This window comes from Pseudomonas sp. MDT2-39-1 (assembly GCF_054898085.1).
In genome coordinates this window covers 1059210-1086067 of record NZ_CM142716.1, presented here as the reverse complement: position 1 = coordinate 1086067, position 26858 = coordinate 1059210, and the positions used below count along the sequence as shown (strand labels likewise).

The 26858-nt window shown below is 58.6% G+C and carries 21 protein-coding genes and 2 rRNA genes; 16 read left to right on the top strand and 7 right to left on the bottom strand.

Features of this window, described 5'->3' with window-relative positions; all coding sequences use genetic code 11:
* Window positions 1-47 precede the first annotated feature (47 nt).
* Window positions 48-2939: ribosomal RNA gene (locus ACYZTM_RS05430) — 23S ribosomal RNA — on the top strand.
* A 154-nt stretch (window positions 2940-3093) separates the two neighbouring features.
* A 5S ribosomal RNA gene (gene rrf / locus ACYZTM_RS05425) occupies window positions 3094-3209 on the top strand.
* A 115-nt stretch (window positions 3210-3324) separates the two neighbouring features.
* Here the strand turns inward: rrf and ACYZTM_RS05420 are convergent.
* Together ACYZTM_RS05420 and ACYZTM_RS05415 are read right to left on the bottom strand one after the other, a co-directional pair.
* Entirely contained in the window at window positions 3325-3732 is a 408-nt protein-coding gene (locus ACYZTM_RS05420) for an LLM class oxidoreductase (protein ID WP_461987469.1), read from the bottom strand.
* A gap of 48 nt (window positions 3733-3780) precedes the next feature.
* Window positions 3781-4248: an LLM class flavin-dependent oxidoreductase gene (locus ACYZTM_RS05415; protein WP_461987467.1), complete on the bottom strand. Its 468-nt coding sequence runs from the start codon at window positions 4246-4248 to the stop codon at window positions 3781-3783.
* 273 nt (window positions 4249-4521) lie between these two features.
* Between ACYZTM_RS05415 and mrdA the strand changes: the two genes are divergently transcribed.
* The 5 genes from mrdA (at window position 4522) to qhpG (ending at window position 12239) form a co-directional block, all read left to right on the top strand.
* Window positions 4522-6414 carry a penicillin-binding protein 2 gene (gene mrdA, locus ACYZTM_RS05410; protein ID WP_461987465.1) on the top strand — a complete coding sequence of 631 codons (1893 nt, stop codon included), beginning with the start codon at window positions 4522-4524 and terminating at the stop codon, window positions 6412-6414.
* A gap of 249 nt (window positions 6415-6663) precedes the next feature.
* Window positions 6664-8568 (top strand): sigma-54-dependent Fis family transcriptional regulator, encoded by a 1905-nt coding sequence (locus tag ACYZTM_RS05405; RefSeq protein ID WP_461987463.1) that lies wholly within the window; start codon window positions 6664-6666, stop codon window positions 8566-8568.
* Window positions 8568-10286: an ABC transporter ATP-binding protein gene (locus ACYZTM_RS05400; RefSeq protein ID WP_461987461.1), complete on the top strand. Its 1719-nt coding sequence runs from the start codon at window positions 8568-8570 to the stop codon at window positions 10284-10286. Before ACYZTM_RS05405 ends, ACYZTM_RS05400 begins: the two co-directional genes overlap by 1 nt.
* Window positions 10276-10953, top strand: a complete 678-nt coding sequence (gene qhpE, locus ACYZTM_RS05395) for a subtilisin-like serine protease QhpE (RefSeq protein WP_461987459.1) — start codon at window positions 10276-10278, stop codon at window positions 10951-10953. The genes ACYZTM_RS05400 and qhpE overlap by 11 nt, the downstream gene beginning before the upstream one ends.
* Window positions 10950-12239 carry a flavin-dependent monooxygenase QhpG gene (qhpG, locus tag ACYZTM_RS05390; protein ID WP_461987457.1) on the top strand — a complete coding sequence of 430 codons (1290 nt, stop codon included), beginning with the start codon at window positions 10950-10952 and terminating at the stop codon, window positions 12237-12239. Before qhpE ends, qhpG begins: the two co-directional genes overlap by 4 nt.
* A 113-nt stretch (window positions 12240-12352) precedes the next feature.
* On the opposite strand, the gene ACYZTM_RS05385 is transcribed toward qhpG, so the two are convergent.
* Complete coding sequence (locus ACYZTM_RS05385) at window positions 12353-13843, bottom strand: aldehyde dehydrogenase family protein (RefSeq protein ID WP_461987455.1); 1491 nt, start codon at window positions 13841-13843, stop codon at window positions 12353-12355.
* A 286-nt stretch (window positions 13844-14129) separates the two neighbouring features.
* Between ACYZTM_RS05385 and ACYZTM_RS05380 the strand changes: the two genes are divergently transcribed.
* Entirely contained in the window at window positions 14130-14384 is a 255-nt protein-coding gene (locus tag ACYZTM_RS05380) for a DUF1652 domain-containing protein (protein WP_131059815.1), read from the top strand.
* Window positions 14385-14433: 49 nt separating this feature from the next.
* Here the strand turns inward: ACYZTM_RS05380 and ACYZTM_RS05375 are convergent, their stop codons facing one another.
* Window positions 14434-14790: a hypothetical protein gene (locus ACYZTM_RS05375; RefSeq protein WP_131059816.1), complete on the bottom strand. Its 357-nt coding sequence runs from the start codon at window positions 14788-14790 to the stop codon at window positions 14434-14436.
* A 345-nt stretch (window positions 14791-15135) separates the two neighbouring features.
* On the opposite strand from ACYZTM_RS05375, the gene peaA reads away from it, so the two are divergent.
* The 4 genes from peaA to peaD all read left to right on the top strand — a co-directional run bounded on the left by peaA (window position 15136) and on the right by peaD (window position 19707).
* Window positions 15136-16716 (top strand): quinohemoprotein amine dehydrogenase subunit alpha, encoded by a 1581-nt coding sequence (peaA, locus tag ACYZTM_RS05370; protein WP_461987452.1) that lies wholly within the window; start codon window positions 15136-15138, stop codon window positions 16714-16716.
* Window positions 16717-16809: 93 nt separating this feature from the next.
* Window positions 16810-18240, top strand: coding sequence for a quinohemoprotein amine dehydrogenase maturation protein (peaB, locus tag ACYZTM_RS05365; protein WP_131059818.1), 1431 nt, complete (start codon window positions 16810-16812; stop codon window positions 18238-18240).
* Between the two features lies 1 nt (window position 18241).
* Window positions 18242-18565 (top strand): quinohemoprotein amine dehydrogenase subunit gamma, encoded by a 324-nt coding sequence (gene qhpC / locus ACYZTM_RS05360; RefSeq protein WP_008027961.1) that lies wholly within the window; start codon window positions 18242-18244, stop codon window positions 18563-18565.
* A 23-nt stretch (window positions 18566-18588) separates the two neighbouring features.
* On the top strand, window positions 18589-19707 hold the full coding sequence (gene peaD / locus ACYZTM_RS05355; RefSeq protein WP_461987450.1) for a quinohemoprotein amine dehydrogenase subunit beta: 1119 nt from the start codon (window positions 18589-18591) through the stop codon (window positions 19705-19707).
* Between the two features lie 120 nt (window positions 19708-19827).
* On the opposite strand, the gene ACYZTM_RS05350 is transcribed toward peaD, so the two are convergent.
* Together ACYZTM_RS05350 and ACYZTM_RS05345 are read right to left on the bottom strand one after the other, a co-directional pair.
* Window positions 19828-20823, bottom strand: a complete 996-nt coding sequence (locus tag ACYZTM_RS05350) for an IS110 family RNA-guided transposase (protein WP_131063537.1) — start codon at window positions 20821-20823, stop codon at window positions 19828-19830.
* A 312-nt stretch (window positions 20824-21135) separates the two neighbouring features.
* Window positions 21136-21537 carry a lysozyme inhibitor LprI family protein gene (locus ACYZTM_RS05345; RefSeq protein ID WP_461987448.1) on the bottom strand — a complete coding sequence of 134 codons (402 nt, stop codon included), beginning with the start codon at window positions 21535-21537 and terminating at the stop codon, window positions 21136-21138.
* A gap of 274 nt (window positions 21538-21811) precedes the next feature.
* On the opposite strand from ACYZTM_RS05345, the gene ACYZTM_RS05340 reads away from it, so the two are divergent.
* The 4 genes from ACYZTM_RS05340 to ACYZTM_RS05325 all read left to right on the top strand — a co-directional run bounded on the left by ACYZTM_RS05340 (window position 21812) and on the right by ACYZTM_RS05325 (window position 26148).
* Window positions 21812-22300, top strand: a complete 489-nt coding sequence (locus ACYZTM_RS05340; protein WP_461987446.1) for an SRPBCC family protein — start codon at window positions 21812-21814, stop codon at window positions 22298-22300.
* 7 nt (window positions 22301-22307) lie between these two features.
* Entirely contained in the window at window positions 22308-23108 is an 801-nt protein-coding gene (locus ACYZTM_RS05335) for an aminoglycoside phosphotransferase family protein (protein WP_461987444.1), read from the top strand.
* 461 nt (window positions 23109-23569) lie between these two features.
* On the top strand, window positions 23570-24718 hold the full coding sequence (locus ACYZTM_RS05330; RefSeq protein WP_461987442.1) for an acyl-CoA dehydrogenase family protein: 1149 nt from the start codon (window positions 23570-23572) through the stop codon (window positions 24716-24718).
* 116 nt (window positions 24719-24834) lie between these two features.
* Window positions 24835-26148, top strand: a complete 1314-nt coding sequence (locus ACYZTM_RS05325; protein ID WP_461987440.1) for an IS4 family transposase — start codon at window positions 24835-24837, stop codon at window positions 26146-26148.
* Window positions 26149-26262: 114 nt separating this feature from the next.
* Here the strand turns inward: ACYZTM_RS05325 and ACYZTM_RS05320 are convergent, their stop codons facing one another.
* A complete protein-coding gene (locus tag ACYZTM_RS05320) occupies window positions 26263-26811 on the bottom strand; it encodes an adenine phosphoribosyltransferase (protein ID WP_461987438.1) in 549 nt (182 codons plus the stop codon).
* Between the last annotated feature and the right edge of the window lie 47 nt (window positions 26812-26858).

Below are 26858 nucleotides of genomic sequence, written 5' to 3'. Positions count from 1 at the left end.
CGGCGAATGTCGTCTTCACAGTATAACCAGATTGCTTGGGGTTATATGGTCAAGTGAAGAAGCGCATACGGTGGATGCCTTGGCAGTCAGAGGCGATGAAAGACGTGGTAGCCTGCGAAAAGCTTCGGGGAGTTGGCAAACAGACTTTGATCCGGAGATGTCTGAATGGGGGAACCCAGCCATCATAAGATGGTTATCTTAAGCTGAATACATAGGCTTAAGAGGCGAACCAGGGGAACTGAAACATCTAAGTACCCTGAGGAAAAGAAATCAACCGAGATTCCCTTAGTAGTGGCGAGCGAACGGGGACTAGCCCTTAAGTGGCTTTGAGATTAGCGGAACGCTCTGGAAAGTGCGGCCATAGTGGGTGATAGCCCTGTACGCGAAAATCTCTTAGTCATGAAATCGAGTAGGACGGAGCACGAGAAACTTTGTCTGAATATGGGGGGACCATCCTCCAAGGCTAAATACTACTGACTGACCGATAGTGAACTAGTACCGTGAGGGAAAGGCGAAAAGAACCCCGGAGAGGGGAGTGAAATAGATCCTGAAACCGTATGCGTACAAGCAGTGGGAGCCCACTTTGTTGGGTGACTGCGTACCTTTTGTATAATGGGTCAGCGACTTATTTTCAGTGGCGAGCTTAACCGAATAGGGGAGGCGTAGCGAAAGCGAGTCTTAATAGGGCGTCTAGTCGCTGGGAATAGACCCGAAACCGGGCGATCTATCCATGGGCAGGTTGAAGGTTGGGTAACACTAACTGGAGGACCGAACCGACTACCGTTGAAAAGTTAGCGGATGACCTGTGGATCGGAGTGAAAGGCTAATCAAGCTCGGAGATAGCTGGTTCTCCTCGAAAGCTATTTAGGTAGCGCCTCATGTATCACTGTAGGGGGTAGAGCACTGTTTCGGCTAGGGGGTCATCCCGACTTACCAAACCGATGCAAACTCCGAATACCTACAAGTGCCGAGCATGGGAGACACACGGCGGGTGCTAACGTCCGTCGTGAAAAGGGAAACAACCCAGACCGTCAGCTAAGGTCCCAAAGTTATGGTTAAGTGGGAAACGATGTGGGAAGGCTTAGACAGCTAGGAGGTTGGCTTAGAAGCAGCCACCCTTTAAAGAAAGCGTAATAGCTCACTAGTCGAGTCGGCCTGCGCGGAAGATGTAACGGGGCTCAAACCATACACCGAAGCTACGGGTATCACTTAGGTGATGCGGTAGAGGAGCGTTCTGTAAGCCTGTGAAGGTGAGTTGAGAAGCTTGCTGGAGGTATCAGAAGTGCGAATGCTGACATGAGTAACGACAATGGGTGTGAAAAACACCCACGCCGAAAGACCAAGGTTTCCTGCGCAACGTTAATCGACGCAGGGTTAGTCGGTCCCTAAGGCGAGGCTGAAAAGCGTAGTCGATGGAAAACAGGTTAATATTCCTGTACTTCTGGTTATTGCGATGGAGGGACGGAGAAGGCTAGGCCAGCTTGGCGTTGGTTGTCCAAGTTTAAGGTGGTAGGCTGGAATCTTAGGTAAATCCGGGATTCTAAGGCCGAGAGCTGATGACGAGTGTTCTTTTAGAACACGAAGTGGTTGATGCCATGCTTCCAAGAAAAGCTTCTAAGCTTCAGGTAACCAGGAACCGTACCCCAAACCGACACAGGTGGTTGGGTAGAGAATACCAAGGCGCTTGAGAGAACTCGGGTGAAGGAACTAGGCAAAATGGCACCGTAACTTCGGGAGAAGGTGCGCCGGTGAGGGTGAAGCATTTACTGCGTAAGCCCATGCCGGTCGAAGATACCAGGCCGCTGCGACTGTTTATTAAAAACACAGCACTCTGCAAACACGAAAGTGGACGTATAGGGTGTGACGCCTGCCCGGTGCCGGAAGGTTAATTGATGGGGTTAGCTAACGCGAAGCTCTTGATCGAAGCCCCGGTAAACGGCGGCCGTAACTATAACGGTCCTAAGGTAGCGAAATTCCTTGTCGGGTAAGTTCCGACCTGCACGAATGGCGTAACGATGGCGGCGCTGTCTCCACCCGAGACTCAGTGAAATTGAAATCGCTGTGAAGATGCAGTGTATCCGCGGCTAGACGGAAAGACCCCGTGAACCTTTACTATAGCTTTGCACTGGACTTTGAATTTGCTTGTGTAGGATAGGTGGGAGGCTTTGAAGCGTGGACGCCAGTTCGCGTGGAGCCAACCTTGAAATACCACCCTGGCAACTTTGAGGTTCTAACTCAGGTCCGTTATCCGGATCGAGGACAGTGTATGGTGGGTAGTTTGACTGGGGCGGTCTCCTCCTAAAGAGTAACGGAGGAGTACGAAGGTGCGCTCAGACCGGTCGGAAATCGGTCGTAGAGTATAAAGGCAAAAGCGCGCTTGACTGCGAGACAGACACGTCGAGCAGGTACGAAAGTAGGTCTTAGTGATCCGGTGGTTCTGTATGGAAGGGCCATCGCTCAACGGATAAAAGGTACTCCGGGGATAACAGGCTGATACCGCCCAAGAGTTCATATCGACGGCGGTGTTTGGCACCTCGATGTCGGCTCATCACATCCTGGGGCTGAAGCCGGTCCCAAGGGTATGGCTGTTCGCCATTTAAAGTGGTACGCGAGCTGGGTTTAGAACGTCGTGAGACAGTTCGGTCCCTATCTGCCGTGGACGTTTGAGATTTGAGAGGGGCTGCTCCTAGTACGAGAGGACCGGAGTGGACGAACCTCTGGTGTTCCGGTTGTCACGCCAGTGGCATTGCCGGGTAGCTATGTTCGGAATAGATAACCGCTGAAAGCATCTAAGCGGGAAACTAGCCTCAAGATGAGATCTCACTGGGACCTTGAGTCCCCTGAAGGGCCGTCGAAGACTACGACGTTGATAGGTTGGGTGTGTAAGCGCTGTGAGGCGTTGAGCTAACCAATACTAATTGCCCGTGAGGCTTGACCATATAACACCCAAGCAATTTGAGCGTAAAAGCCAGATTGCGGTGTGTGAAGACGAAACGAACCGAAAGTTCGAGATACTCACAAAACACCAAACTATCGCATACCCATTCGCTGGAGCGTGAACCTGAAAAGGCCCACGACCTGGCTACCGAATTTCTTGACGACCATAGAGCATTGGAACCACCTGATCCCATCCCGAACTCAGCAGTGAAACGATGCATCGCCGATGGTAGTGTGGGGTTTCCCCATGTGAGAGTAGGTCATCGTCAAGATTAAATTCCGAAACCCCAATTGCGAAAGCGGTTGGGGTTTTGTTTTGTCCGCAGGAAAGTGGCGTGACAAAAACAGGGATTGCCCCGACGGCTATTCCTGGTTCTAGCAGCACCGTTAGTGAAACTTCGGCAGAACGTATTCAGCGATCTCTTCAATAATTTCAGCAACGGGTCGCTCGCTACTGCGCAAATGCAAGCCGACATGCTGAACCCCCGCGTCACGCAGCGCCTGAAGCTCATTAATCAATGCCAACCGTCCACAACTGCCGCCGAAACGCACACGTCGCAACGGTGCATGAGGGTTGGCGGATAGATCCAGGTGAACGAAGCTGATGTAGGGTTTATCGCCTCCGACTTCCTGCCACAGTCCCGCTCGGTGCCGATGCTCATCCGGAGTACCCGGATCGGCGAGCCAGCCATCCATGTGTTGGCCAATCCAGGCCGGGGATTGTTGACCAAGACCCGCAACCAGCAAGGGCACCGGCTGATCTCGCTCCGGCAACAGACGAGCACCTTCGGGCAAGCGGCCTTCACCTTGGATGCGCAATAGCTCAACCGTGTCGCGAAAGATCTACCCGCGCTGATCGTAGTCCACCCCAAACAGCGGATACTCCATCGGACGGTCACCACTGGCGACCCCAAGGAGCAGACGTCCGTCACTCAATTCATCGACACTGGTGGCGGCCTTGAGCGTTAGCCAAGGCTGACGCAACGGCAGCACAACCGCCGCCGTACCCAGCATGGTGTTCTCGGTGATCCCGGCCAAATACCCAAGGTAGGAAAAGGTTTCAAAGACCTGGGCGGCATCGCCAAAGTTGGGTTCATAAACCGGTACATCACGTACCCAAAGTGCTCGATAACCGGCGTTGTCAGCCAATCGTGCCATCGCCGCGTGCTGCTTCAAATCGTGGACACCGAAAGGCCGCTCCTCCTCAATCCGTAGCCGCTGTCCATCGCTGGACCAGTCGTTATCCAGCAGCAGTTCCAGTCCGATGGAAAACCCATTCGAGCCGAGTAATCGTTGAAATCGTGGATGCATGAAAAGACTCCAAAACAACAAAATGGAATGACATGCACCCAGTATCTATAGGCCCATCTGCAAGAGAAATGCATGAATCGGAATCTCAATCTTGAGCAAAACGCACGACTCAGACAAAGAGCCGATTGTCGTTCTGGCCCTCAAGGACAACCGTTCGAGAAAATCGCGGTAAAGTGACCGCACGGTTTTTGGTATGGTGCAGCTCGTTTTTTACGGACTGATTTCAAGCCTACGGATCGGCCCCCCCTTTTTAGTCAAAGAGCTGCTGCAGAAATGCCCGAACCGATACCCATCAAGGATCACGAAAAAGAGACGCGCCTGGTCAACAAGCGGCTGACTGCCTGCGCCTTGTTCGTCGCCGCCATTTCCTGCGCACTCATGGTGCGCATGTATGTGTTGCAAGTGGTCGAATTCGACTATCACTCGACCATCTCCGAAAACAACCGCGTACATGTCCTGCCTATCACCCCCACGAGAGGGCTGATCTACGACCGCAACGGTGTCGTCCTCGCAGACAACCGCCCCAGCTTCAACCTGACCATCACCCGTGAACGCGCCTCCGACGTCAAAGAAGAACTCGATGAGGTGGTCAACCTCCTGCACTTGCCCGCCGAGGACCGGACACTGTTCGACAAGGCAATGAAGCAGACACGCCATCCGTTCGTGCCGGTCACCCTGTTCTACGAGCTCAGTGAGCAGCAAATCGCAGTACTAGCGGTCAACGAGTTCCGACTGCCGGGGATCGATGTCGAGCCCCAGTTCGTCCGCCATTACCCGATGGGCGCACACTTCGCGCATTCGATCGGCTACGTCGGTCGTATCAATGAAAAAGAATCCAAGGCCCTCGACACGGTGGAGTACCGCGGCACCCAATCCATCGGCAAGACTGGCATCGAAAAATTCTACGAGTCCGAATTGCACGGCCAAGTGGGTTACGAAGAAGTTGAAACCAATGCGCAGGGCCGCGTACTGCGAGTGCTCAAACACACCGATCCGATCCCCGGCAAAAACATTGTCCTGAGCCTGGACGTCAAACTCCAGGAAGCGGCGGAGGAAGCCTTGGGCGATCGTCGTGGTTCAGTGGTCGCTCTCGACCCGTCGACCGGAGAAGTGCTGGCAATGGTCAGCAAGCCCAGCTTCGACCCGAACCTGTTCGTCACCGGAATCAGCTTCAAGGAATACGCGGCGCTGCACGACTCCATCGATCGGCCGCTGTTCAACCGCGTCTTGCGCGGCCTCTACGCGCCGGGTTCGACCATCAAGCCCGAAGTGGCCATTGCAGGTCTTGATGCCGGGGTCGTCACCCCTCAGACCCGCGTCTTCGACCCGGGTTACTACCAACTCCCGGACTTCGATCACAAATACCGTAACTGGAACCACAGCGGCGACGGTTGGGTCGACATGGACGCGGCGATCATGCGCTCCAATGACACCTACTTCTATGACCTGGCCCACAAGCTGGGCATCGATCGCCTTCATGACTACATGGCGATGTTCGGCCTCGGCGAGAAGGTTTCTCTGGACATGTTCGAGGAGTCTGCCGGGCTGATGCCATCCCAGGCATGGAAGCGTGCCACTCGCCGTCAGCCATGGTTCCCGGGCGAGACGGTGATCCTTGGCATCGGCCAGGGTTACATGCAGGTCACGCCGCTGCAGCTGGCCCAGGCGACCGCGCTGATCGCCAACAAAGGTGTGTGGAACCGACCGCACCTGGCCAAGACCGTGGATGGCGTAGCGCCCGTGGACGAGCACCCGATACCGAACATCCTGCTCAAGGACCCGCGTGACTGGGAGCAGGTCAACCACGGCATGCAAATGGTGATGCACGACGCTCGCGGGATTGCCCGGGCGGCCGCGCAGGGCGCCCAGTACCGCATCGCCGGCAAGAGTGGTACCGCGCAAGTGGTTGCGATCAAACAGGGCGAACGCTACAACCGGGCGAAAACCCTTGAGCGTAACCGCGACAATGCCTTGTTCGTCGGTTTTGCCCCGGCCGAGCATCCGAAGATCGTCATCTCGGTGATGATCGAAAACGGTGAGGCCGGTGGTCGCGTTGCCGGCCCGGTCGTGCGGCAGATCATGGACGCCTGGTTACTCGATCAGGACGGCCATCTCAAGCCGCAATACGCCACGCCGAGCAAAGCACCGGGCGACCCTCACGTCTAAGCACTCAAGGATTGATGGTGTCGGGTAAATCGCGAGCAGGCTCGCGCCCTCAACCAAAGAATCGAACCACAAAGTTGTGCACGACGTTGAACCTCTGGGAGCGAGCCTGCTCGCGATGAACGATAACGCGGTCCCCCAGATGAAGCACAAACGCCGTAAGACACTTGCCATCGCCCTGACGTTAACGTAAAGATTGCGCCAGGGCGCTGAATTAAAAAAAGCGCAAAGCGGACCGATCCGGAGCGCTTGATGACGCTAATAAAAACAACTCCTCCCAAGCTGCACCGCGAAGCCCGGCTGGCCCGGGAAAAGCTCCACCTTGAGGGCGAAGTCCCCGATGGTGTGCTGCGGGCAGAAATCGATGCGTCGTGGCGGCGCAGTCTCAGCCATGGCGTGCATTTCAATGCCAAGCACGAACTGACGCTGGAATCGAGCGCGGGTCTGGACGTGCTGTTGGCGAGCAATCGCCTGCTGATCGATGCCGCATTGCCGGCGATCGATTACCTGGCCGAACGCCAAGGCAAGGAAGGCCTGATTATCCTGGCCAATTCCGACGCCACCATTCTTGCCGTCGAAGGTCGGGCTGACCGCCTCAAGGGCAGCGGCCTGCAAGACATCACTCTCGGCGCCTGCTGGAGCGAAGCCGCACGTGGCACCAACGCACTGGGCACCGCGCTGGTGGAAGCCCGGCCAACGATGATCGATTGCGGCGAACATTACCTCGACCGTCTCAGCGATTTCTCCTGCACGTCGGTGCCGATCCATTGCCCTCAAGGCGACATCCTCGGCGTCCTCGACTTGACCCGCGAAGGCCCGCTCGGCCGCGTTCATGACAGCACCGCGTTGCTGGCCATGGCCGTCAGTCAGATCGAAAGCCGCGTGTTCAACGCCAGTTATCCGGACGAAATCGTCCTCGCCTTCCACAGCCGTCGGCAATACCTCGAATCCCCTTGGCAGGGCCTGTTGGCAGTGAGCCTCGGCGGACAGATTCTCGCGGTCAGCGCCCAGGCCTGTCAGTTGCTGCGTGCCGAGCGCTCGGCGTTGGTCGGTCGTCGTTGCGAAGAGTTTCTGGGTGTCGATGGCCTGCAACTGCTGTCGCGTCTGCATCAGGGAGGGGTTGGCAGTTTGCAGACCGCCAAAGGCGAATTATTCTACAAAACCCTGCGTGCGCCACAACGTTCGATCAATGTCAGTACGCCGCCGCGCAGCCCGGCAAAAACCGCCAAACCGCAACCGGATCTCGAATCCCTGGCTGGCAGCAACGTTCGTTATGCCCGGGCCTTGCGCATGGCCCGCCAAGGGCTGGCCAATGAATTGCCGGTGTTGCTGCTCGGTGAAACCGGCACCGGTAAAGAAGTCATCGCCCGTGCCCTGCACATGGCCGGAACCCGCTGCGACAAACCCTTCGTCGCGGTGAACTGCGCGGCGATCCCCGAAGGCCTGATCGAGTCGGAACTGTTCGGCTACCGCGAAGGCGCCTTCACCGGCTCACGTCGTGGCGGCATGATCGGGCGACTGCAACAGGCCCACGGCGGCACGTTGTTCCTTGATGAAATCGGCGACATGCCGCTGGCCTTGCAAGCCCGTCTGCTGCGGGTGTTGCAGGACCGTAAAGTGGCACCGCTCGGTGCCGGCGAGGAACAAGACATCGACGTCGCGCTGATCTGCGCCACCCATCGGGACCTCAAGCGCCTGGTGGAAGAAAAGCACTTCCGTGAAGACCTGTTCTACCGGGTCAACGGCATCAGCGTGATGCTCCCGGCCCTGCGCGAGCGTGACGATTTCAGTGGCCTGGTCGGCCGACTGCTGACCAGGCTCGATGCACCGACCGTCGTCTTGCACGACGATCTGACCCGTTTGCTCGACGGCTACCATTGGCCGGGCAACATCCGCCAACTGGAAATGGTCTTGCGCACCGCGTTGGCCATGCGTGAACCCGGGGACACGGTGCTCACCCTCGATCACTTGCCCGACAGCATGCTCGACGAACTGACCGCCACTGAACGCCCGGCGTCGGGCAGCATTCGCGAAAACGAACTGGAGCTGATTCGCCAGTCCCTGGACAGCCATCAGGGCAACGTCTCGGCCGCCGCCGACGCCTTGGGCATCAGCCGCGCGACCCTGTATCGCAAGCTCAAACAGTTGCGCTTGTGATGCAGCGCTTGATCGTTCGGCTGATCGACAGCCAGAACCCTGAAGCCCTGCAAGCGGCGTTGCGTTGGCTTTACAGCTTTGTGCGGCCCCATCGATTGGGGATTGCCGGGCTGCTCGGTCTGTCGGTCTGCGCCTCGTCGCTGGTGCTGGTGCAACCGTGGCTGACCAAGCTGCTGATCGACGATGGCTTGCTGGCGAAAAACTTTCCGATGCTGGTGTTGATTGCCGGGTTGATGATTCTCGCCGGGCTGCTCGGCACGGCGCTGTCGGGGATCAATCGCTACCTGCACACGCGATTGTCCGGGCGGATTCTGTTCTCGCTGCGTGACGACCTTTATCGACATTTGCAAACCCTGTCGCCGAGTTTCTACGGGCAGCGGCGCATCGGTGACTTGATGTCGCGCCTCGATGGCGACGTCGCGGAGATCCAGCGCTTCGCTGTGGATTCGCTGTTCTCGGCGGTATCAAGCATCATTGGCCTAGTGGTTGCGGTGGCGATGCTGCTGACCCTGTCGTGGAAACTTTCGTTGCTGGCGCTGGTGCTGATTCCCCTCGATGTGTTGTGGCTGCGCTGGATGCGGCGCAAGGTCGAGCGCGATGTGCGGCAGTTGCGCGAGCGTTCGGCGGACATGTCTTCGTTCATGGTCGAAACCTTGCCGGTGATGAAATTCATCCAGTCTGCCGGCCAGCAACAACGTGAATCGCGACGGCTGGAGACGCTCGGTCAAGGCTACATGAGCCAGTTGCTGCGCCTGCAAGTCACCGAGTTTTTCACCCAGGCGGTGCCCGGCACGCTGACGTCGTTGTCCCGGGCCTGCGCGTTTTTGATTGGCGGGTATTGGGTGGTGCAGGGGACCTGGCAACTGGGCGCGCTGATCGCGTTTTCCACTTACCTGGGGATGGCGGTCGGGCCGGTTCAGAGCTTGCTCGGGCTCTATGTCGCGATTCAACGAATGACCGTCAGCCTGGGACGGGTGATGGAGTTGCGCGGTGAAGAACCGACTGTTCTCACGCCGGTTGCACCCAAACCGATGCCGACGTCCGGCGAACTGCGTTTCGACGATGTGCACTTCAGCCATCCCGGTCGCCCGACGACCTTGCGCGGCATCGAAGCGCGAATTCCCTATGGCTTGAAAGTTGCTCTGAGCGGCGGCTCCGGGGTCGGTAAATCGACCCTGATCGACCTGCTGCAACGGCATCATGATCCGCAGTCCGGCCGTGTGTTGCTGGGTGAGGTCGACCTGCGGGAGCTGGACCTGTTCCAGCTGCGTCGACGGATAGCCGTGGTCAGTCAGGACATCGTGCTGTTTCGCGGCAGCCTCGCTGATAACCTCGCGTACGCAGTGCCGGACGCCAGCCGCGAAGCGATTGCCGAAGTCGCACGGCTGGCGCAACTCGACAGCCTGATCGAGTCGTTGCCCGAAGGTCTCGACAGCCCGTTGGGCGAGCGCGGCCAGCAACTCTCCGGCGGGCAGAAACAGCGCATCGCCATCGCCCGCGCGTTGTTGCAGGACCCGCTGATTCTGGTGCTGGACGAAGCCACTTCGGCGGTGGATGAAGCCACCGAGCGCGAAGTGATTGAGGCCATCGACCGACTGTTTGCCGGGCGTACGCGGATCCTGATCAGCCATCGTCCTTCCACGCTGGCCGATGCTGATCTGCGCTTTGAATTGCTCGACGGCGTGCTCACTTCAAAAACGGTGCTGCATGAAGCATGAGTTGCGCATTGGTGTGGTCGACAGCGGACATTCGGCGGCGCAACGGGTGCAGGTGATCGCGGGGCGGCGCTTTTCGCTGCTGGAGGATGGCCTGGCCGAAAGCGACTTGCGCGGTGACCCGCTTGGTCATGGCAGTGCGGTGATCGAGGCCATCGGACGACGGGCGCCTGCGGCGGTGTTTTGCGTGGGGCAGGTGTTTGATCAGCGCGGCGTCACCAGCGCCTTACAGATCGCCACCGCCATCGACTGGCTGGTGGCGCAGGACGTTCGGTTGATCAATTTGAGCCTTGGATTACGACAGGATCGAAGCCTGTTGCGCGAAGCCTGCGCGGCAGCGGTGGCGCGGGGCATTTTGCTGTGTGCGTCCAGCCCGGCGCAGGGCGAGGGCGTGTTTCCGGCGAATTATCCTCAGGTGCTGCGAGTCACTGGCGATGCCCGTTGCGCCGAGCATGAATGGTCGTGGCTCAACAGTGCCCAGGCCGATTTCGCGGCGTGCGTGCATGGGACTTATCCGGGGCAGTCTGGTGCAAGCCTTGGGTGTGCGGCGTTGAGCGGGCACATTGCGAGTTTCCTCGTCGCACATCCTGACGCATGCAACGAATACGTCATCGAATGGCTGCGCGAGCACGCCCGTTATCGCGGCCCTGAACGGCGTTTCGGCCGATGATTCTGATTCTTGGCGCCGGTCCCGCCGGGGCGGCGGTCGCCCTGGGTTTGCGGCGGCTCGGCTATGCGGTGACCCTGGTCAGCGAGTGGCGCCGGTTTGCGGCACTGGAAGGCGTTTCCGTGCGGGTGCTGGAGGCTTTGCGCGGTGCGGGCCTGCAACGGGCACTGGCGGATGCGGCGTTGCCTTCCCAGCGTCAGGTGTCGTGGAACGGTCAGCTACATGCGCAAAACATCGAATTTCTTTTGGACCGTCCGAGCTTCGACCGAGGCTTGCGCGAGGACCTGCGACTGGCCGGTGTCGAGCTGATCGAAGGTCGGGTGCTGAGCGTCCAGCCATCCGCTTCGGGGTGCCGGGTCGAGATTGAAGGGCGCGAGGCGCTGAACGCGGATTTCCTGGTGGAAGCCCGCGGACGTCAGGCACCCGCGCTTGGCAAAGGTCTGCGCGGGCCGGAGACGGTCAGCCTGCTCAATCGCTGGCAAGGCACGCCGGGCAGCACGGCCAGCGCGGTGGAAAGCCTTGAGGACGGCTGGGCCTGGATGGCGCGGCGAGCCGACGGTCAGTGTTATTGGCAATGGACGGTCGACGTGGCCAGTGCCGAGTTGCCGGGCAAGGCGAAGTTGCTGGATTACTGTCGCGGGCGACGTCAGGGCTCGGCCTTGGCGCGTGAGTTTTTCGGTGCCGGGCCTGAGATCGATCTTCAACTGCATGCGCGCAGCAGCACGGCGATTCTGTGTCCGCAGGTGTGTGGCGATCGCTGGATTCGGGTTGGCGATGCGGCGATGGCGGTGGATCCGCTGTCAGGCAATGGCATCTTTCAGTCCTTGTCTTCAGCGTTACAGGCGCCCGCGGTGATCAACACGTTGTTGTGTAAACCGGAACGCGCGGCGCTGGCCCAGCGCTTTCATCAGCAGCGGGTGGAGCAGCTGTTTTTGCGCTTTGCGCGGATCGGTCGGGATTTTTATGCCGATGAGCAGCGGTGGCTCGACCAGCCGTTCTGGCAGGCGCGGCGGCGCTGGCCGGATGCTGAGGTCGCCCATGCCGAGGCGGATTTTTCCTCGTTGAGCATCGAGCTTGCGCCTGTGCTGAAGGATGGTTTTGTGGATGAGGCCGAGGTGGTGATCACGGCGGATCAGCCGCTGGGGATCTGGCATGTGCAAGGCGTTGAACTGGCACCGTTGGTGCGGCGGTTGCGGACAGAGTCGGCCGAGCAGGCGTTGGGTGGGTTGACGGTGGAGCAGGGGCGGGTGGTTCGGGGTTGGTTGTTGGCCCAGGGGTTCAAACCTTGAATGTTTGGTGACTGGTCTGGCCTCTTCGCGGGCAAGCCTCGCTCCTACAGGGTTACGCAGCCCTTTGTAGGAGCGAGGCTTGCCCGCGAAGGCGGTCTGAAGAACGCCGAAGATCAGAGCTTGATCAACACCGACTTCAACTCCGTGTAATGCTCAATCGCCGCATACCCCATCTCACGCCCAACCCCGGACATCTTGTACCCGCCAAACGGCAGCGCCGGGTCCAGGGCGCTGTGGCAATTGACCCACACCGAGCCTGACTTGATCCGCGGAATCATCCGATGCACCGCCGCCAGATCGTTCGACCAGATACTCGCGCCCAGCCCATAAGGACTGTCATTGGCCATGCGCAACGCATCGGCTTCATCATCAAATGGAATCGCCACCAGCACCGGGCCGAAGATCTCTTCCTGCACCAGCGAGTGCTTCTGATCGACATCGACAATCACCGTCGGTTTGACGAAGAACCCCGGCCCGAACTGCTCGCCGCCGCAGGCGATGGTCGCGCCACTTTCCCGACCCTTTTCGATGTACCCATACACCCGTTCCTGCTGCCGCGCCGAGATCAGCGGCCCCATCTCGACACTCGGGTCCAGCCCGTTACCGAGCTTCATGGCGTTGGCAATGTCGGCGATGTCCGCCACCACATTGTCGAAATGCTTGCGCTGCACATACAGCCTGGAACCTGCGCAGCACACTTGGCCCTGATTGAAGAAAATCGCGCTGGCGGCACCGGCCGCGGCGGTTTTCATGTCGGCATCGGCCATGACGATGGTCGGCGATTTACCGCCCAGTTCCAGGGTGACCCGGGTCATGGACTCCATGGCGATCTTGCCGATCTGCTTGCCCACGGCGGTGGAACCGGTGAAGGTCAGCTTGTCCACCAGCGGATTGTGGGTCAGCGCCGAGCCGGCGGTGATGCCGGTGCCGGTGACCACGTTGAACACGCCCTCGGGATAACCGGCTTCCAGCACCAGTTTGGCGAGTTTCAGTGCAGTCAGCGGGGTTTCGTCGGCGGGCTTGAGCACCACGGTGCAACCGGTGGCCAAGGCCGGGCCGAGTTTCCAGCAGGCCAGCAGCAGCGGGAAGTTCCAGGCGACGATGGCACCCACTACGCCAACCGCTTCGCGGCGGATGAAGCTGTGGAACTGATCGTTGGGCATCAGCGGCAACGACACTTCAACGCTGGAACCCTCGATCTTGGTCGCCCAGCCCGCCATGTAGCGTAGAAAATCGATGGACAGCTGCACGTCCATCACCTGGGCCACCGCCGCGCTTTTGCCGTTGTTCAGGCATTCCAGTTGCGCCAGCAGTTCGGCGTCGCGTTCCATCAGATCGGCGAGTTTCCACAACAGGTTCTGCCGCTCCCGTGGGCGAGTGCGGGTCCAGGCCGAATCATCGAAGGCCTGACGAGCGGCGAGCACGGCGCGGTCGACATCCTCGGGCGTGGCCATCGGAACGACGCACAGCACTTCACCGGTGGCCGGGTTGTGCAGGGGCATGGTCTGGCCATCGGCGGCCTCGACCCAGGCACCGCCGATGAGCATGCGCGGGGCGCACTGGATGAAGGCGCAAGTGGCGGGAAGCAGATAGGGGAGGGGCATTTGGCGAGACCTCTTGTTGTTCGTGAAAACGTGGCTTTCTTAACGGCTGGCAATGGCTGTGCCAAGTACCTGCAAAGGCAGGAGCGCCCCTGGCCGGCGGGGTTTTGGGACGCTAAAGGGCATCGCGGACGCTGTGGCGCTGTTGCAAATTGCGACAACCATGAGACGACGAGCGACCCGCTTGCGGTCTTGAGGCACTCAGCGTTCAGGACTAGAATTTTCAGGCTCGGTGGGTGATATGAAGGAGCAATTACCCGGCCACACATCTGGCGTGAGGGAGGTAACGATGTTCCTTTCAACCCTGGAAATTCAAAACATCATTGAACACAGCATGCTGCCCGCCGTCTGCACATGCAGCATGGAGGCAGACCAGTCCATGACGATCCGGGTCTGTGATTGCATGACTGGCAAAGTGGAACTGGTGGCGACTCATGTTCCGCTATGGGAACTGGACAGCCCCCATGCGATCGCCTCGCTGGTGGCGGACATGCGGCTGGAAATCGAAGCGCACAAAGGCATTCAGCCGACGTCCTTTAGCTGAAGTGGCGACACGCCGCACCACAGAGGTGGTGCGGCGAGCCGCCGACGTTTCACGCGGGTATTTTCCGCAAAATCTCTTCGAACGTGGCGCCATCTACGGCAGCCAACAGCTTTTTGTCATCTTTGAGCGTCGCCAGAAAGGTCACTTCGGTTTCCTTGCCGGCCATCATAAACCCGGCAATCGCGCCGATAGGGCCCAACAGCATCGCGCCCGCCACGCCGAAGCCGATGGCGTCCTTGATGTGGTTGATCGATTCCTCGTTGGCGACTTCCACGCACTTGAACGATGAGAGCGGGAGGGTGATGCCGGGCCACGGGTGAAGCGACGTTCTAAGGGTAAAAACGCCGTCTCGGTACTCTCCATCACCCTGCAGAAAGTCCCCCGCCAGGACAGTGATGCTTGCCATTTTGTCAGCTCCTGACTAGCAATCGGTGAACAACCATTTCGCACCCGCCTGCAACGGCCGTCAATCGTGGGGCGATGAACTGTCCCGGGCGGGGCATCTATGCTTGTCTCAGGTTGCAACACCTGTCGCGATATTAGACGCAGGTGAACTCGCCCAGACGCGATTCAAAGGCTTTGTCTTTGCGTAACTGCTTGATAAGAAAGGCTATACGCAAGCTGGCACGCTCCGTGTATTGCTCATCGCAGACGTTTCTCTTGCCTCCGTCAGCGGTGCGCCGCCGACGGCAGAAACCATAAAAACGATAAGCCACAAAAATAAGAAAGCACCGTGCGAGGTTCGACGTTGATGAAGAGAAGACTCCGATCAGGCCTGAGCGCCAGCCTGCTGGCCGTGGCCGCGTGTGTGGCGCTGCATTCGCCTGACAGCCTGGCAGCCCGCGACGCCCATACCATCCTCAAGGAAACCTGCCAGGGCTGTCACACCCCCGAAGCCGACAATGCCTTGAGCCGCATCAGCCACCAGCGCAAAACCCCGGAAGGCTGGCTGATGAGCATCGCCCGGATGCAGACCATGCACGGTTTGCAGATCAGCGATGACGACCGCCGCACCCTGGTCAAATACCTGGCCGATACCCAGGGCCTGGCGCCGAGCGAGACCGATGGCGTGCGGTATGCGCTGGAGCGTCGACTCAATACCGTCGAGAAGTTCGACGACCAGACCAGCCAGATGTGCGGCCGCTGCCACTCCGGTGCGCGGGTCGCCCTGCAACGGCGTCCGGCGCAGGAATGGGAACGTCTGGTGAACTTCCACCTCGGCCAATGGCCGTCCCTGGAATACCAGGCCCTGTCTCGCGACCGTGACTGGTTCGACTTGGCTCGAAAAGACACGGTGCCGCTGTTGGCCAAGCGTTATCCGCTGGACAACCCGGCCTGGAAAAAATGGCTGAGCACAGCACCGAAAGCCGAGGCGCTGGTGGGCGACTGGAGCTTCAGCGGCCACTTGCCGGGTAAAGGCGAACTGGCCGGGGTGATGAGCGTCACGGCCGATGGCAGCGACACTTTCAAGGTCAGCGTCAAAGGCCAATACGCCGACGGCAGCCCGTTCAACGGCGATGGCAGCGCGATTCTCTACACCGGCTACGAATGGCGCGGCAACGTGATCATCGACGGCGTGACCATGCGCCAGGTGTTCGCCGCTCAAGGCAACGCGATGCGGGGCCGGATGTTCGAGGCCGAGCATGACGAGCGCGGGCTGGACTTCGTCGCCGCCAAACAGGGCAGCAGTCGTTTGCTGGCGGTTCAACCGGGTTACCTGAAGGCTGGCGTCGAGACTGAAATCACCCTGATCGGCAGCGGTCTCACCGGCAAACCGAATTTCGGCAAAGGCGTGGAAGTGGTCGAAGTGCTGGAGCAAAGTCCTGAGCGTCTGCGCGTCAAACTCAAGGCCGCTGCTAACGCCCAACCGGGCCTGCGCAATGTCACTGTCGGCACGCTGAAAGGCCCGACCCTTTCGGTCTACAGCAAAATCGCCGAGGTCAAAGTGGTGCCCGAGTTCTCGGTGGCCCGCGTTGGTGACGGCGGTGGTTCGACGCCGAAAGTCCAGGGCCGTTTCGACGCTGAAGCCTGGGGCAAGGGCGCTGATGGCAAGCCGTATCGCATCGGCGTGTTCCCGGCGCAGTGGTCGGTCGAAGCCTTCGACGATCGCGCCAAGGAAGACGAAGACGTCAAGTTCGCCGGCACCATGCAGGCCGACAGCGGCGTGTTCACACCGGGCGATGCCGGGCCGAACCCGCAACGCAAGATGTCCACCAACAATGCCGGCAATCTCAAGGTGATCGCCGCGGTCGACGACGCAGGGAAATCCCTGACCGGCGAAGGCCACATGATCGTCACCGTGCAACGCTGGAACAATCCACCCATTCCATGAGCTTGAAAACGTGAGCTGGCTGACTTAACGGTTTCAGACACTTTTTGGAATGACCGCAAGCCCCGTCAGACGGGGTTTGCACAGGAGGTTGCAATGGGCGCTATTTTGAATCTGGTCGAGCGGAACCTGCACGAAGTGCACGTCGATGCCGACCGCATGCTGTTTCACATTCCCAGCAGTTCGCTGTTCGCCAGCGATGAGCTGACGGGCACCATCATCGATACGTTGCGCGGTCCCGGCTGTTCGTCGGACGACCTGATCCAGCGTTTGGCTTCGCGGTTCAACGGCGAGGAAATCACTGAGACCCTGCGGGAGCTGATGTCCCTGGAACTGGTCAGCGACGGCTCGCCGCTGACCCCGGACATCGGCACCAAACGGGTCGAGCGCACTGCGATCAACACCGTGGTGCTCAACGTCAACACCGGCTGCAATCTGAGCTGCACCTACTGCTACAAGGAAGACCTCGACAAGCCGTCGGCCGGCAAGAAAATGGACGTCGAAACGGCGGTCGCGTCGGTGGAAATGCTGCTGCGCGAATCGCCCGACGAAGAGCGTTTCACCGTGGTGTTTTTCGGTGGCGAGCCGCTGAGTAATCGCAAGCTGATCGAGTACATGGTCGACTATTGCGAGAAGCGTTTTCGCGAGGCCGGCAAGTTCGTCGAGTTCGTCATGACCACCAACGCCACGCTGCTCACCGAAGAGACCGTGGACTATTTGAATGCCCACCGTTTCGGGCTCTCGGTGAGTATCGACGGGCCGAAAACCGTGCACGACCGCAACCGCATCACCGTGGGCGGGCAGGGCACGTATGACGTGGTGCGGCGCAAGGCCGAGATGCTGCTGTCGCGCTACAACAGCCGCCCGGTGGGTGCTCGGGTCACGCTGACTACCGGCGTCACCGATGTCGAAACCATCTGGGATCACTTGTTCAACGAACTGGGTTTTGCCGAAGTCGGTTTTGCCCCGGTGACCTCTGGCGACATCAGCACTTTTAACCTGTCGAGCGACGAGCTGATCGAAGTCTTCGCCAACATGAAGAAGCTCGGTCGGCGTTATCTGGAGGCGGCGCTGGAACACCGAAATATCGGTTTCTCCAACCTGCACCAGTTGATCACCGATATTCACGAAGGCCACAAAAAAGCCCTGCCATGCGGCGCGGGCCTGAAGATGCTGGCGGTGGATCACAAGGGCGAACTGAACCTGTGCCATCGCTTTACCGGTTCGAGTCTGCCGACCTTCGGCAACGTGCACAGCGGTGTGAAACAGGTCGAGTTGAACGACTTCCTGTCCCAGCGCCTGGACCGCACCAACACCGGTTGCGAAGACTGCCAGATCCGCAATCTCTGCTCCGGCGGCTGCTACCACGAGAGCTACGCCCGTTACGGCGACCCTACTCATCCGACCTATCACTACTGCGAACTGATGCGTGACTGGGTCGACTTCGGCATCGAGGTCTACACCCGGATCATGGCCCACAACCCTGCGTTTATCAGCAGCTACATCACTCCGCGCAAGGCTCACTGATATGAAACATCTGAAGGCAATCAATAACAAAGCGTTGAAGCTCGATGAAGCCGCGGCCGAAAACCGTATCGAAGAAGTGGTGGCGATGAGCTCTGTTGCGGGCTGCGCCTCGACCACCGACCCGGGTTGGGAAATTGATGCGTTTGGTGGTGTGTCGTCGCTGTGCCAGCCGATGGAAGCCGACCTTTATGGCTGCTCCGACCCGTGCTGGTGGCCGGCCCAGGTGCCCGACATGATGAGCACCTACCCGGACTGGAACAAGGATGCCCAGGCGTCCAACGACAACTGGCGCAACCTCGGGACTGTCTTTCCAAAAGACAAGTGATCGGATTTCAGAAGGATTCCAGCATGCACAGCATCAAAGCCTGCGGCCTGGCCGCGTTTGCCGTCCTGAGCGTCTGTTCGCTCACTGTTCTGGCCGATGAAAACACTGCATTGCAAGCGGGTCACGAGTACATGGTGACCACCAATTACCCGAACAACCTGCACGTCATCGACCTGGCCACCGACACCGTGCTCAAGACCTGCAAGATGCCGGACGCCTTCGGCCCCGGCAGCGTCCAGATGTCGCCGGATCGCAAGACCGCTTACGTACTCAACAACCACTACTCCGATGTCTATGGCGTCGAGCTCGACAGCTGCAAACAGGTATTCCACGCCAGCATCACCCAGAAACCGGGGGAAAAAGCGAAGTCGATGTTCGCCTTCACCCTCAGCCACGACGGTAAGGAACTGTTCGCCATCGCCAACCCGACATTGATGCTCAACGACCGTTACGAAGTGCAGCAGCCTCGGCTCGATGTGTACGCTACCGACGCCGGTATGGACGCCAAACCCGTGCGCAGTTTCCCGGCGCCGCGGCAACTGACGATCATGCAGAGCGGTGACGACGGTACGTTGTACGTGGCGGGGGCGGATGTATACAAGGTCGACGTGAAGACCGGCAAGTTCGATGTACTGATCCCCAGTCGTCACTGGAAACGGGCGAACTACAGTGCGCCGGACGTGCTTTACGTGTGGAACCAGCAGACCTATCGCCATGATTTCTCGCTGCTCTACACCACGGCGAAATTCAAGGACAAGAAACAGGATCCCGCCACCGCTGAATACCTCTACGGACTGTTCAGCATCGACCTGAAAACCGGCAAGACCGAAACCAGCGACATTGGTCCTCTGACGGAAATCTACTTCAGCGGCATGCGCTCGCCCAAGGATCCGAACCTGATGTTTGGCGTGCTGAACCGCTTGGCCAAGTACGACATCAAGGAGAAGAAAATGCTGCATGCGGCGACGCTGGATCATTCCTACTACTGCATTTCCTTCAACAAGGACGGCAGCAAGATCTATCTGGCGGGGACGTTTAATGATGTGGCGATCTTTGATCCCGAAAGCATGAAGCAGATCGGCAACATCAAATTGCCGGGTGGGGATATGGCGATCACCACTGCGCAGATATTTGTCCGGTAAAGGGTGGCGTCTGACCTGACGCCTTCGCGGGCAAGTCGGATCGCCGCCCGCTCGCTCCTACAGGTCGAAGTCGTACCCAATGGTGCGATCACTCCGAACCTGTAGATACTCTGTTCACGGTCAAGCTTTCGCGAGATGTTTTTCGCTAAAAAGCTTGGCCGTATTAAATTCTTCTCCAGAACGCATGCATGCCCATAACCCGGTCAGGTATTTACGCATCACTGCTCCGATGGCCTGCATTTTCTTCTTGCCGCGGGCTACCAGCGCCTCGTAAAAGGCTTTCACATTCTCATCACAGCGAATTGCCGTCATTGCCGGCATGAACATCGCTGCCCGTAAATACGCGTTGCCGCATTTGGACATTCGCCCTGGCCGGTTCACGCTGGTGCCTGACTGGGTCAGTCTTACATCGAGTCCTGCATAACGGCTTACCTGCGCCGATTTAAGCGTCACAGGAAGTGTCGTCAACTCAGCCAGTGCTGCGATGGCCGAGGCCTCTCCCACGCCGGGTGCAGCCATCATGCAGCGAAACTGCAAACTCAGATCCGGGCATTTGGCGATGGCCTCGCGTGCAGCCTTCTTCAAACGATCAATCCGTGTGTCTAGCGCTGCAATCGCATCTTTTTCATCCTCGATCAGCAGCTCAACGCTCGTTTGCGTCGCTTGTAGTGCGTGCAACTCGTTCTTGGCTCGGGTCCGATGGCCAATCAGCCGGTTGATATGGCGCCCAATCGCACGCAGCATCAGTTGATCTGCGGTAGGTGGCACCCACAGTCTTGGCGCCATGCGTTCGCCATACTCGGCCAGCAACTGAGCATCAATCTGGTCAGTTTTGCTGTTTTGCAGCATCAGCTTGGCAAAGTTATGGAAGCTTTTGGGGTTGATCACCGAGACCGGTAAGCCGGCGGCATGCAACTCTATCGCCAGGTCCAGGTAGTAAATGCCGGTGGCCTCCATGACCACGCTCAGCGGTTTGAGGCCCAACATCTTGGTCACGGCAGCCTTACGCCCCTTGGGGGTGTGCTGAATGTCCCACTGGCCTGATGTTTTACCGTTCTGCCGCCATCCCATAGCAGACGTGCGGGCACCAATGTCTATGCCGACATGAGTATTCATGGTTTTCACTTCCCTGATTTTCGGTAAGATTGCTCCTGGTTCCCCCGACCCCGAACTTCATGCCACTGCAACCTTGTAATGCGAAGTCCGACTTGTCGGCTTCTCGATACTCTTCGTGGTGGGCAATGAGGCGGGGGGGCCTCTCTACAGACAAGGTCAGGAGCAAATCCTGCCTTCAGGAGCGATCGGCCTCCCCCAGAAACGCACTTGCTGTTGTATGAATCCTTAAGCGTAACCTCTCTCGTTGGAATCAGGGTCAACATACAAGGAGCGAGGCTTGCCCGCGAAGAGGCCCTCACAGGCACCGAATCATCAAACCCTAGGCACCGGGCAACCCATATCACCTTCCTGACACTTCAAATAATTCTTGAAAGTTTCCACCCGCGCCTTGGTCAATTCAGTCACGCAGTTGCTGTAGATCAGCGGATACACACTCCCGCCTTCCACCGCAGACGCCGAAAACTTGCACTCGGCATCCCGAAACGCAATCCACGAACGCTGCGCCCCCAACAGCAACTTTTTACTGTCCGGATTGCTCTTCAAACGGTTGGTGATCTGCTGGTAAAGCGCATTCAATTCCTTATCCGCAGCCTTGTGCTGCTGCGCCGCACACTGGTTCATCGTGGCCTGGTTGGTGGCGTTGTCGCAGTCGTCCGCGTGAACAACGGTGGTGAACAGCAAAGGCGTCAGCGCCAGAAGGAAGCGTGGGTGCATAGTGATTCTCGCTGTGATGGGTAAAAGTTGAGATGCAGTGTATCGAAGAGGGTGGTCAATCAATTACGAAGTCAGGCGCAACCTCTTTAGCCACAGGGCTTGTCTGTGTCGACGGTCCGCCCCTTTTTACCAGGCATTCGTCTGCGAACCAGAACTTACCACTGCAAATGCAGCCGAATATTTCAGACATGCTTGATTACAACGCCCCATTGATACAACTTTAGGGTTGGTCTTGTGGTCTTACAGGCCTACTGTTCAGTACAGGAGGTGACTTATGAATCCAGCATCAGATCGCATCGAAAGGAAAATCCTGCTCAAATCACCGCGCTCGCACGTTTGGCGCGTGCTGGCCAATGCCGAAGCCTTCGGGCAGTGGTTTGGCGTGGCGCTGGAGGGTAAGCGCTTTGTCGCCGGTGAATGGACGCAAGGGCAGATTACCTACCCGGGTTATGAGCACTTGCTGTGGAACGTGCTGGTGGAGCGGGTCGAGCCAGAGCGGGTATTTTCGTTTCGCTGGCACCCGTATGCGATTGAGCCCGAAATCGATTACTCCCAGGAACCCACCACTCTGGTTAAATTCGAGCTCGAAGACATGGATGAAGGCACCTTGTTGAAGGTCACTGAGTCCGGTTTCGATCACATCCCGCAAACCCGCAGGCTCAAGGCGTTCCGCATGGACAGCCGTGGCTGGGATGAGCAGATGAGCAATATCGAAGAGTTTCTGAAAACCAGCGCCAAGGCTCACGAGCGCCAGGAAGAGTAAAGGCTGGATGTTTGAACCTTGGTTGAAGCGCTGGGCCCTGGTGCCGGACGGTGAACCCATCATTACGCCCGGCAGTCGTTTGCTGCCGGTACGGATGGGTGATTCGCCGGCCATGTTGAAGATTGCCGTCGATGCCGAGGAAAAGTTCGGCAATCTGCTGATGACCTGGTGGGACGGCGAGGGCGCTGCGCGGGTTTACGCTCATCACGGCGATGCGTTGGTGCTGGAACGTGCCGAGGGCGAGCGATCGCTGATGCACATGGCGCTCAACGGCCAGGATGACGAAGCCAGCCGGATTCTGTGTGCGGCGCTGGCTCGGCTTCACGCTCCGCGTCCCTCTTTGCCACCACCGCTGGTTCCTTTGTCATCATGGTTCGCTTCGTTGCGCCTGACGGCCGAACAGCAAGGCGGCACGTATTTACTCAGCCTGAAAACCGCCGAAGCGTTGCTCGCCGAGCCGCAGGATGTGGTGGTTTTGCACGGCGATATACATCACGACAATGTTCTGGATTTCGGTTCGCGAGGCTGGCTGGCCATCGATCCCAAGCGGGTGATCGGCGAGCGCGGATTCGACTTCGCCAACCTGATCTGCAATCCCGAATTGCCGACGGCGACTGATCCGCAGCGATTGCGCAGGCAAATCGACGTAGTGGCGCAAGCCGCGGAGCTTGAACGTAGGCGGCTTCTGCAATGGGTGTTGGCGTTTGCCGGTTTGTCGGCGGCATGGTTTCTTGAGGATAACGATGACGTAGCTGCACGAGGTCAGCTGCAGGCCGCTGAACTCGCGGCTTCCCTGCTGGTTGCCTGACACGTCTAAGGGTTTTCGGAAGGGCGGGTATAGCGAATGTCTTACGCGCGATGGTAGCTATGTCGTCTATTGCACATTGGATCCGAAGCGTAATCTAGCCTCATCAACTGAAGCACAGGAAGCGCTTCAGGATCACGGACGATCGACCATTAGCAAGGATTCGCTGCCGACAGGGAGTCGATATGGTCTTGGGAAAACCCGCTTCGGCGGGTTTTTTTTCGTCTGCTGAAACTGCGATCCCATGTATCAGCTGCCGAAGGCTCGGGCCGCGTTCGGACGAAGCAGTCGCAGGATCAGACCCTGCGACCTTTCAGGTACACCGAGTTCGCAGGGTTTACGAGTGCTGTAGGAGCGAGGCTTGCCCGCGAAGGCCGCGCCTCGGTCTATCTGATTCACACAATTCTATTGAAAACCAAGCAAGCGCTCGGTTAACTTCGCTGAACCTTCAGTGGAGCTCGCCGATGTCTGCCTTTCAGGAATACTTCGATCCCAGCCACCAATTGGTCCGCGACAGCGTCAGACGTTTCGTCGAGCGTGAGATTCTTCCGGACATTGATCAGTGGGAAGAAGCTGAAAGCTTTCCCCGCGAGCTCTATCTCAAGGCCGGTATGGCGGGGATTTTGGGCATTGGCTATCCCGAATCCCTGGGCGGCAGCCACGAAGGTGATCTCTTCGCCAAGGTCGCTGCCAGCGAAGAGCTGATGCGCTGTGGTTCCGGCGGTCTGGTGGCCGGCCTCGGTTCACTGGACATCGGACTGCCGCCGATTCTCAAATGGGCCAGGCCTGAAGTCCGTGATCGTGTCGTCCCGCAAGTGCTGGCCGGCGAGAAGATCAGCGCCCTGGCCGTCACCGAGCCCAGCGGCGGCTCCGATGTGGCCAATCTGCAAACCCGCGCTGTGCGTGACGGCGACTTTTACAGGGTCAGCGGCAGTAAGACCTTTATCACCAGTGGCGTCCGCGCCGATTTCTACACCGTTGCGGTGCGCACGGGCGAGCCGGGTTTCGGAGGCATCAGTCTGCTGCTGATCGAAAAGGGCACGCCCGGTTTCACCGTCGGTCGTCAGTTGAAGAAAATGGGCTGGTGGGCGTCGGACACGGCCGAATTGTTCTTCGACGATTGCCGGGTGCCTGTGGGAAATCTGATTGGCGCCGAGAACATGGGCTTCGCCTGCATCATGGGCAACTTCCAGAGCGAACGCCTGGCGTTGGCGTTGATGGCCAACATGACGGCGCAGTTGGCGCTGGAGGAAAGCCTGAAATGGGCGCGTCAGCGCGAAGCCTTTGGCAAACCCATCGGCAAGTTCCAGGTGCTTAAACACCGCCTCGCGGAAATGGCCACGGCATTGGAGGTATCACGGGAGTTCACTTACCGTCAGGCGGCGAAAATGGCGGCGGGGCAGAGCGTGATCAAGGAGATTTCCATGGCCAAGAATTTTGCGACCGACACGGCTGACCGGATTACGACGGATGCGGTGCAGATCCTCGGCGGTCTTGGTTACATGCGCGAGAGTCTGGTGGAGCGGCTGTATCGGGATAACCGGATTCTGTCGATTGGTGGCGGGACGCGGGAAGTGATGAACGAGATCATCAGTAAACAGATGGGGCTTTAATCCTGGGTGTGGCGGCTGACGCTTTCGCGGGCAAGCCTTAATGCCAGTCAGTTAAGAAATTGACTTGCCCGCCCAGCAGTAATAGAAACGGGCTTATGTTTTTATGAGCCCGCTTCATGTCCCTACAAAACGCCCTTCAAGAAGTTACCAAACTCAATCCGATCTCTTTCGAACGCTTTGCGCAACTGATCGATCCCCTGTGGATCGAGCAAGCGCTGGCCTCGACCGGAACGGTTTCTCTGCGCCGTAGACGCCTGCCGGCCGAGCGTATTGTCTGGTTGGTGGTGGGGTTGGCCTTGTTCAAGAACGAGCCGATTTGGCTCATCGTGCAGCAGCTGGGACTGGCTTTGGGCGAAGCAAAGGTGCCTGTGCCCAGCGCAGCAGTCCAGGCCCGGCAACGGCTGGGAGCAGAGCCCCTTGCCGCACTGTTTAAGCAATTGGCAGAGTCATGGGGCGGTGCTGAGCAGCCAGCTTCGGCTGGCTTTTTAGGGTTACGCAGCTTTGCGGTAGACGGCGTGGTTTGGTCCACCCCTGACACACCAGAAAACCGCCAAGCCTTTGGTGGCGGGCGGACTCACTCGGGAGACGGAGCCTGGCCACAAGTGCGCGGTGTTTGCCTGATGGATACCTATAGTCACTTGATTCGGGCTGCCTGTTTTGGCGAGTTTGCTGTCGGCGAACTTCGCTATGCCAAAGGTCTGGAGAAAGCGGTAAGCGATCATTCGGTGACGATTTTTGACCGCGCCTATTACTCGGCGGCCCTCTTGCTCGACTGGCAGCACAGTGGAACCGAACGGCACTGGCTCATGCGGGCACGCAAACCGCTCAAGTACGAGGTGATCGAAGAGTTGGGCGTCGGTGATTGGCTTGTGCGACTGACGGTTTCCAGAGATGCGCTCAAGCAACGTCCAGACCTTCCTAGCCATTGGCAGGCAAGACTGATTGAGTACTCGATAGACGACAAACCCCGCCGCTATCTCACCTCGTTGATCGATGCCGAACGTTACCCTGCCAATCAGGTGGCGGGGCACTACAACGAACGCTGGGAAATCGAGTTGGGTTACCGCGAGATCAAGCAAAACCTGCTCAAAGGAGAGCAATTACGCAGTAAACAACCTGATCTGGTGCGTCAAGAACTGTGGGGAACTCTGCTGGCCTACAACCTGATCCGTCAGGAAATGCGCTTGATGGCTGAAGAAATAAAGGTGGTACCGCAACGCTTGAGTTTTCTCTGGTTGTCTCAAGCGGTCAGCAATGCGCTGCGCTTCTGTCCGCTGGAAACGCCAGGCACGATCCCTAAACGACTGGCAGAACTGAGAATCCAGGCTCAGCACTTCATACTGCCAGCCAGACGAGAGCGAAGTTACCCAAGAGTGGTCAAGCCTAGACCAGTCAAATACCCCAAAAAGAGGGCTGGAGGGCTTAACTGACTGGCATTAGGGCAAGCCTCGCTCCTACGAATTTCTGTTAGGGCCGAATTTTCGACACAACTCTAATCTTGTAGGAGCGAGGCTTGCCCGCGAAGGCGTCAGTGAGGACGCCGCTTACTTCTCGCTCAATGCAAACTGCGTCAGGCAAAAAGTCGGAATCCCCATCTCTTTCAGCCGCTGCGACCCACCCAGCTCCGGCAGATCAATAATCGCCGCCGCTTCATGAATCCGCGCGCCCATGCGCCGAATCAGGTTCGCCGCCGCAATCAGCGTACCGCCGGTGGCGATCAAATCATCAAACATCACCACCGAGTCACCTTCGCACAGGCTGTCGGCGTGCACTTCGAGGAAGGCTTCGCCGTATTCGGTGGCATAGCCCTCGGCCAGCACGTCGGCCGGCAGTTTGCCTTGCTTGCGGAACAGCACCAACGGCTTGTTCAGCTGATAGGCCAGGACCGAGCCGATCAGGAAACCACGGGCATCCATCGCGCCGATATGCGTAAAGTCTGCTTCGACATAACGATGAGCGAAGCTGTCCATCACCAGGCGCAGGGCCGTAGGCGACTGGAACAACGGCGTGATGTCGCGAAAGATAACGCCCCGCTTGGGGAAGTCGATCACGGGGCGGATCAGGGATTTGATGTCGAAGGAGTCGAAGACCATCGTCGAAGTGTCCTGGCAGGCTGCAAACGTCGCAGTATAACGGCGGC

Bases quoted from the DNA above. Each gene is read 5' to 3' on its own strand.
- ACYZTM_RS05415 (WP_461987467.1), bottom strand. From the start codon at position 4,248: ATGCATCCACGATTTCAACGATTACTCGGCTCGAATGGGTTTTCCATC.
- mrdA (WP_461987465.1), top strand. From the start codon at position 4,522: ATGCCCGAACCGATACCCATCAAGGATCACGAAAAAGAGACGCGCCTG.
- ACYZTM_RS05405 (WP_461987463.1), top strand. From the start codon at position 6,664: ATGACGCTAATAAAAACAACTCCTCCCAAGCTGCACCGCGAAGCCCGG.
- ACYZTM_RS05400 (WP_461987461.1), top strand. From the start codon at position 8,568: ATGCAGCGCTTGATCGTTCGGCTGATCGACAGCCAGAACCCTGAAGCC.
- qhpE (WP_461987459.1), top strand. From the start codon at position 10,276: ATGAAGCATGAGTTGCGCATTGGTGTGGTCGACAGCGGACATTCGGCG.
- qhpG (WP_461987457.1), top strand. From the start codon at position 10,950: ATGATTCTGATTCTTGGCGCCGGTCCCGCCGGGGCGGCGGTCGCCCTG.
- ACYZTM_RS05385 (WP_461987455.1), bottom strand. From the start codon at position 13,843: ATGCCCCTCCCCTATCTGCTTCCCGCCACTTGCGCCTTCATCCAGTGC.
- ACYZTM_RS05380 (WP_131059815.1), top strand. From the start codon at position 14,130: ATGTTCCTTTCAACCCTGGAAATTCAAAACATCATTGAACACAGCATG.
- ACYZTM_RS05375 (WP_131059816.1), bottom strand. From the start codon at position 14,790: ATGGCAAGCATCACTGTCCTGGCGGGGGACTTTCTGCAGGGTGATGGA.
- peaA (WP_461987452.1), top strand. From the start codon at position 15,136: ATGAAGAGAAGACTCCGATCAGGCCTGAGCGCCAGCCTGCTGGCCGTG.
- peaB (WP_131059818.1), top strand. From the start codon at position 16,810: ATGGGCGCTATTTTGAATCTGGTCGAGCGGAACCTGCACGAAGTGCAC.
- qhpC (WP_008027961.1), top strand. From the start codon at position 18,242: ATGAAACATCTGAAGGCAATCAATAACAAAGCGTTGAAGCTCGATGAA.
- peaD (WP_461987450.1), top strand. From the start codon at position 18,589: ATGCACAGCATCAAAGCCTGCGGCCTGGCCGCGTTTGCCGTCCTGAGC.
- ACYZTM_RS05350 (WP_131063537.1), bottom strand. From the start codon at position 20,823: ATGAATACTCATGTCGGCATAGACATTGGTGCCCGCACGTCTGCTATG.
- ACYZTM_RS05345 (WP_461987448.1), bottom strand. From the start codon at position 21,537: ATGCACCCACGCTTCCTTCTGGCGCTGACGCCTTTGCTGTTCACCACC.
- ACYZTM_RS05340 (WP_461987446.1), top strand. From the start codon at position 21,812: ATGAATCCAGCATCAGATCGCATCGAAAGGAAAATCCTGCTCAAATCA.
- ACYZTM_RS05335 (WP_461987444.1), top strand. From the start codon at position 22,308: ATGTTTGAACCTTGGTTGAAGCGCTGGGCCCTGGTGCCGGACGGTGAA.
- ACYZTM_RS05330 (WP_461987442.1), top strand. From the start codon at position 23,570: ATGTCTGCCTTTCAGGAATACTTCGATCCCAGCCACCAATTGGTCCGC.
- ACYZTM_RS05325 (WP_461987440.1), top strand. From the start codon at position 24,835: ATGTCCCTACAAAACGCCCTTCAAGAAGTTACCAAACTCAATCCGATC.
- ACYZTM_RS05320 (WP_461987438.1), bottom strand. From the start codon at position 26,811: ATGGTCTTCGACTCCTTCGACATCAAATCCCTGATCCGCCCCGTGATC.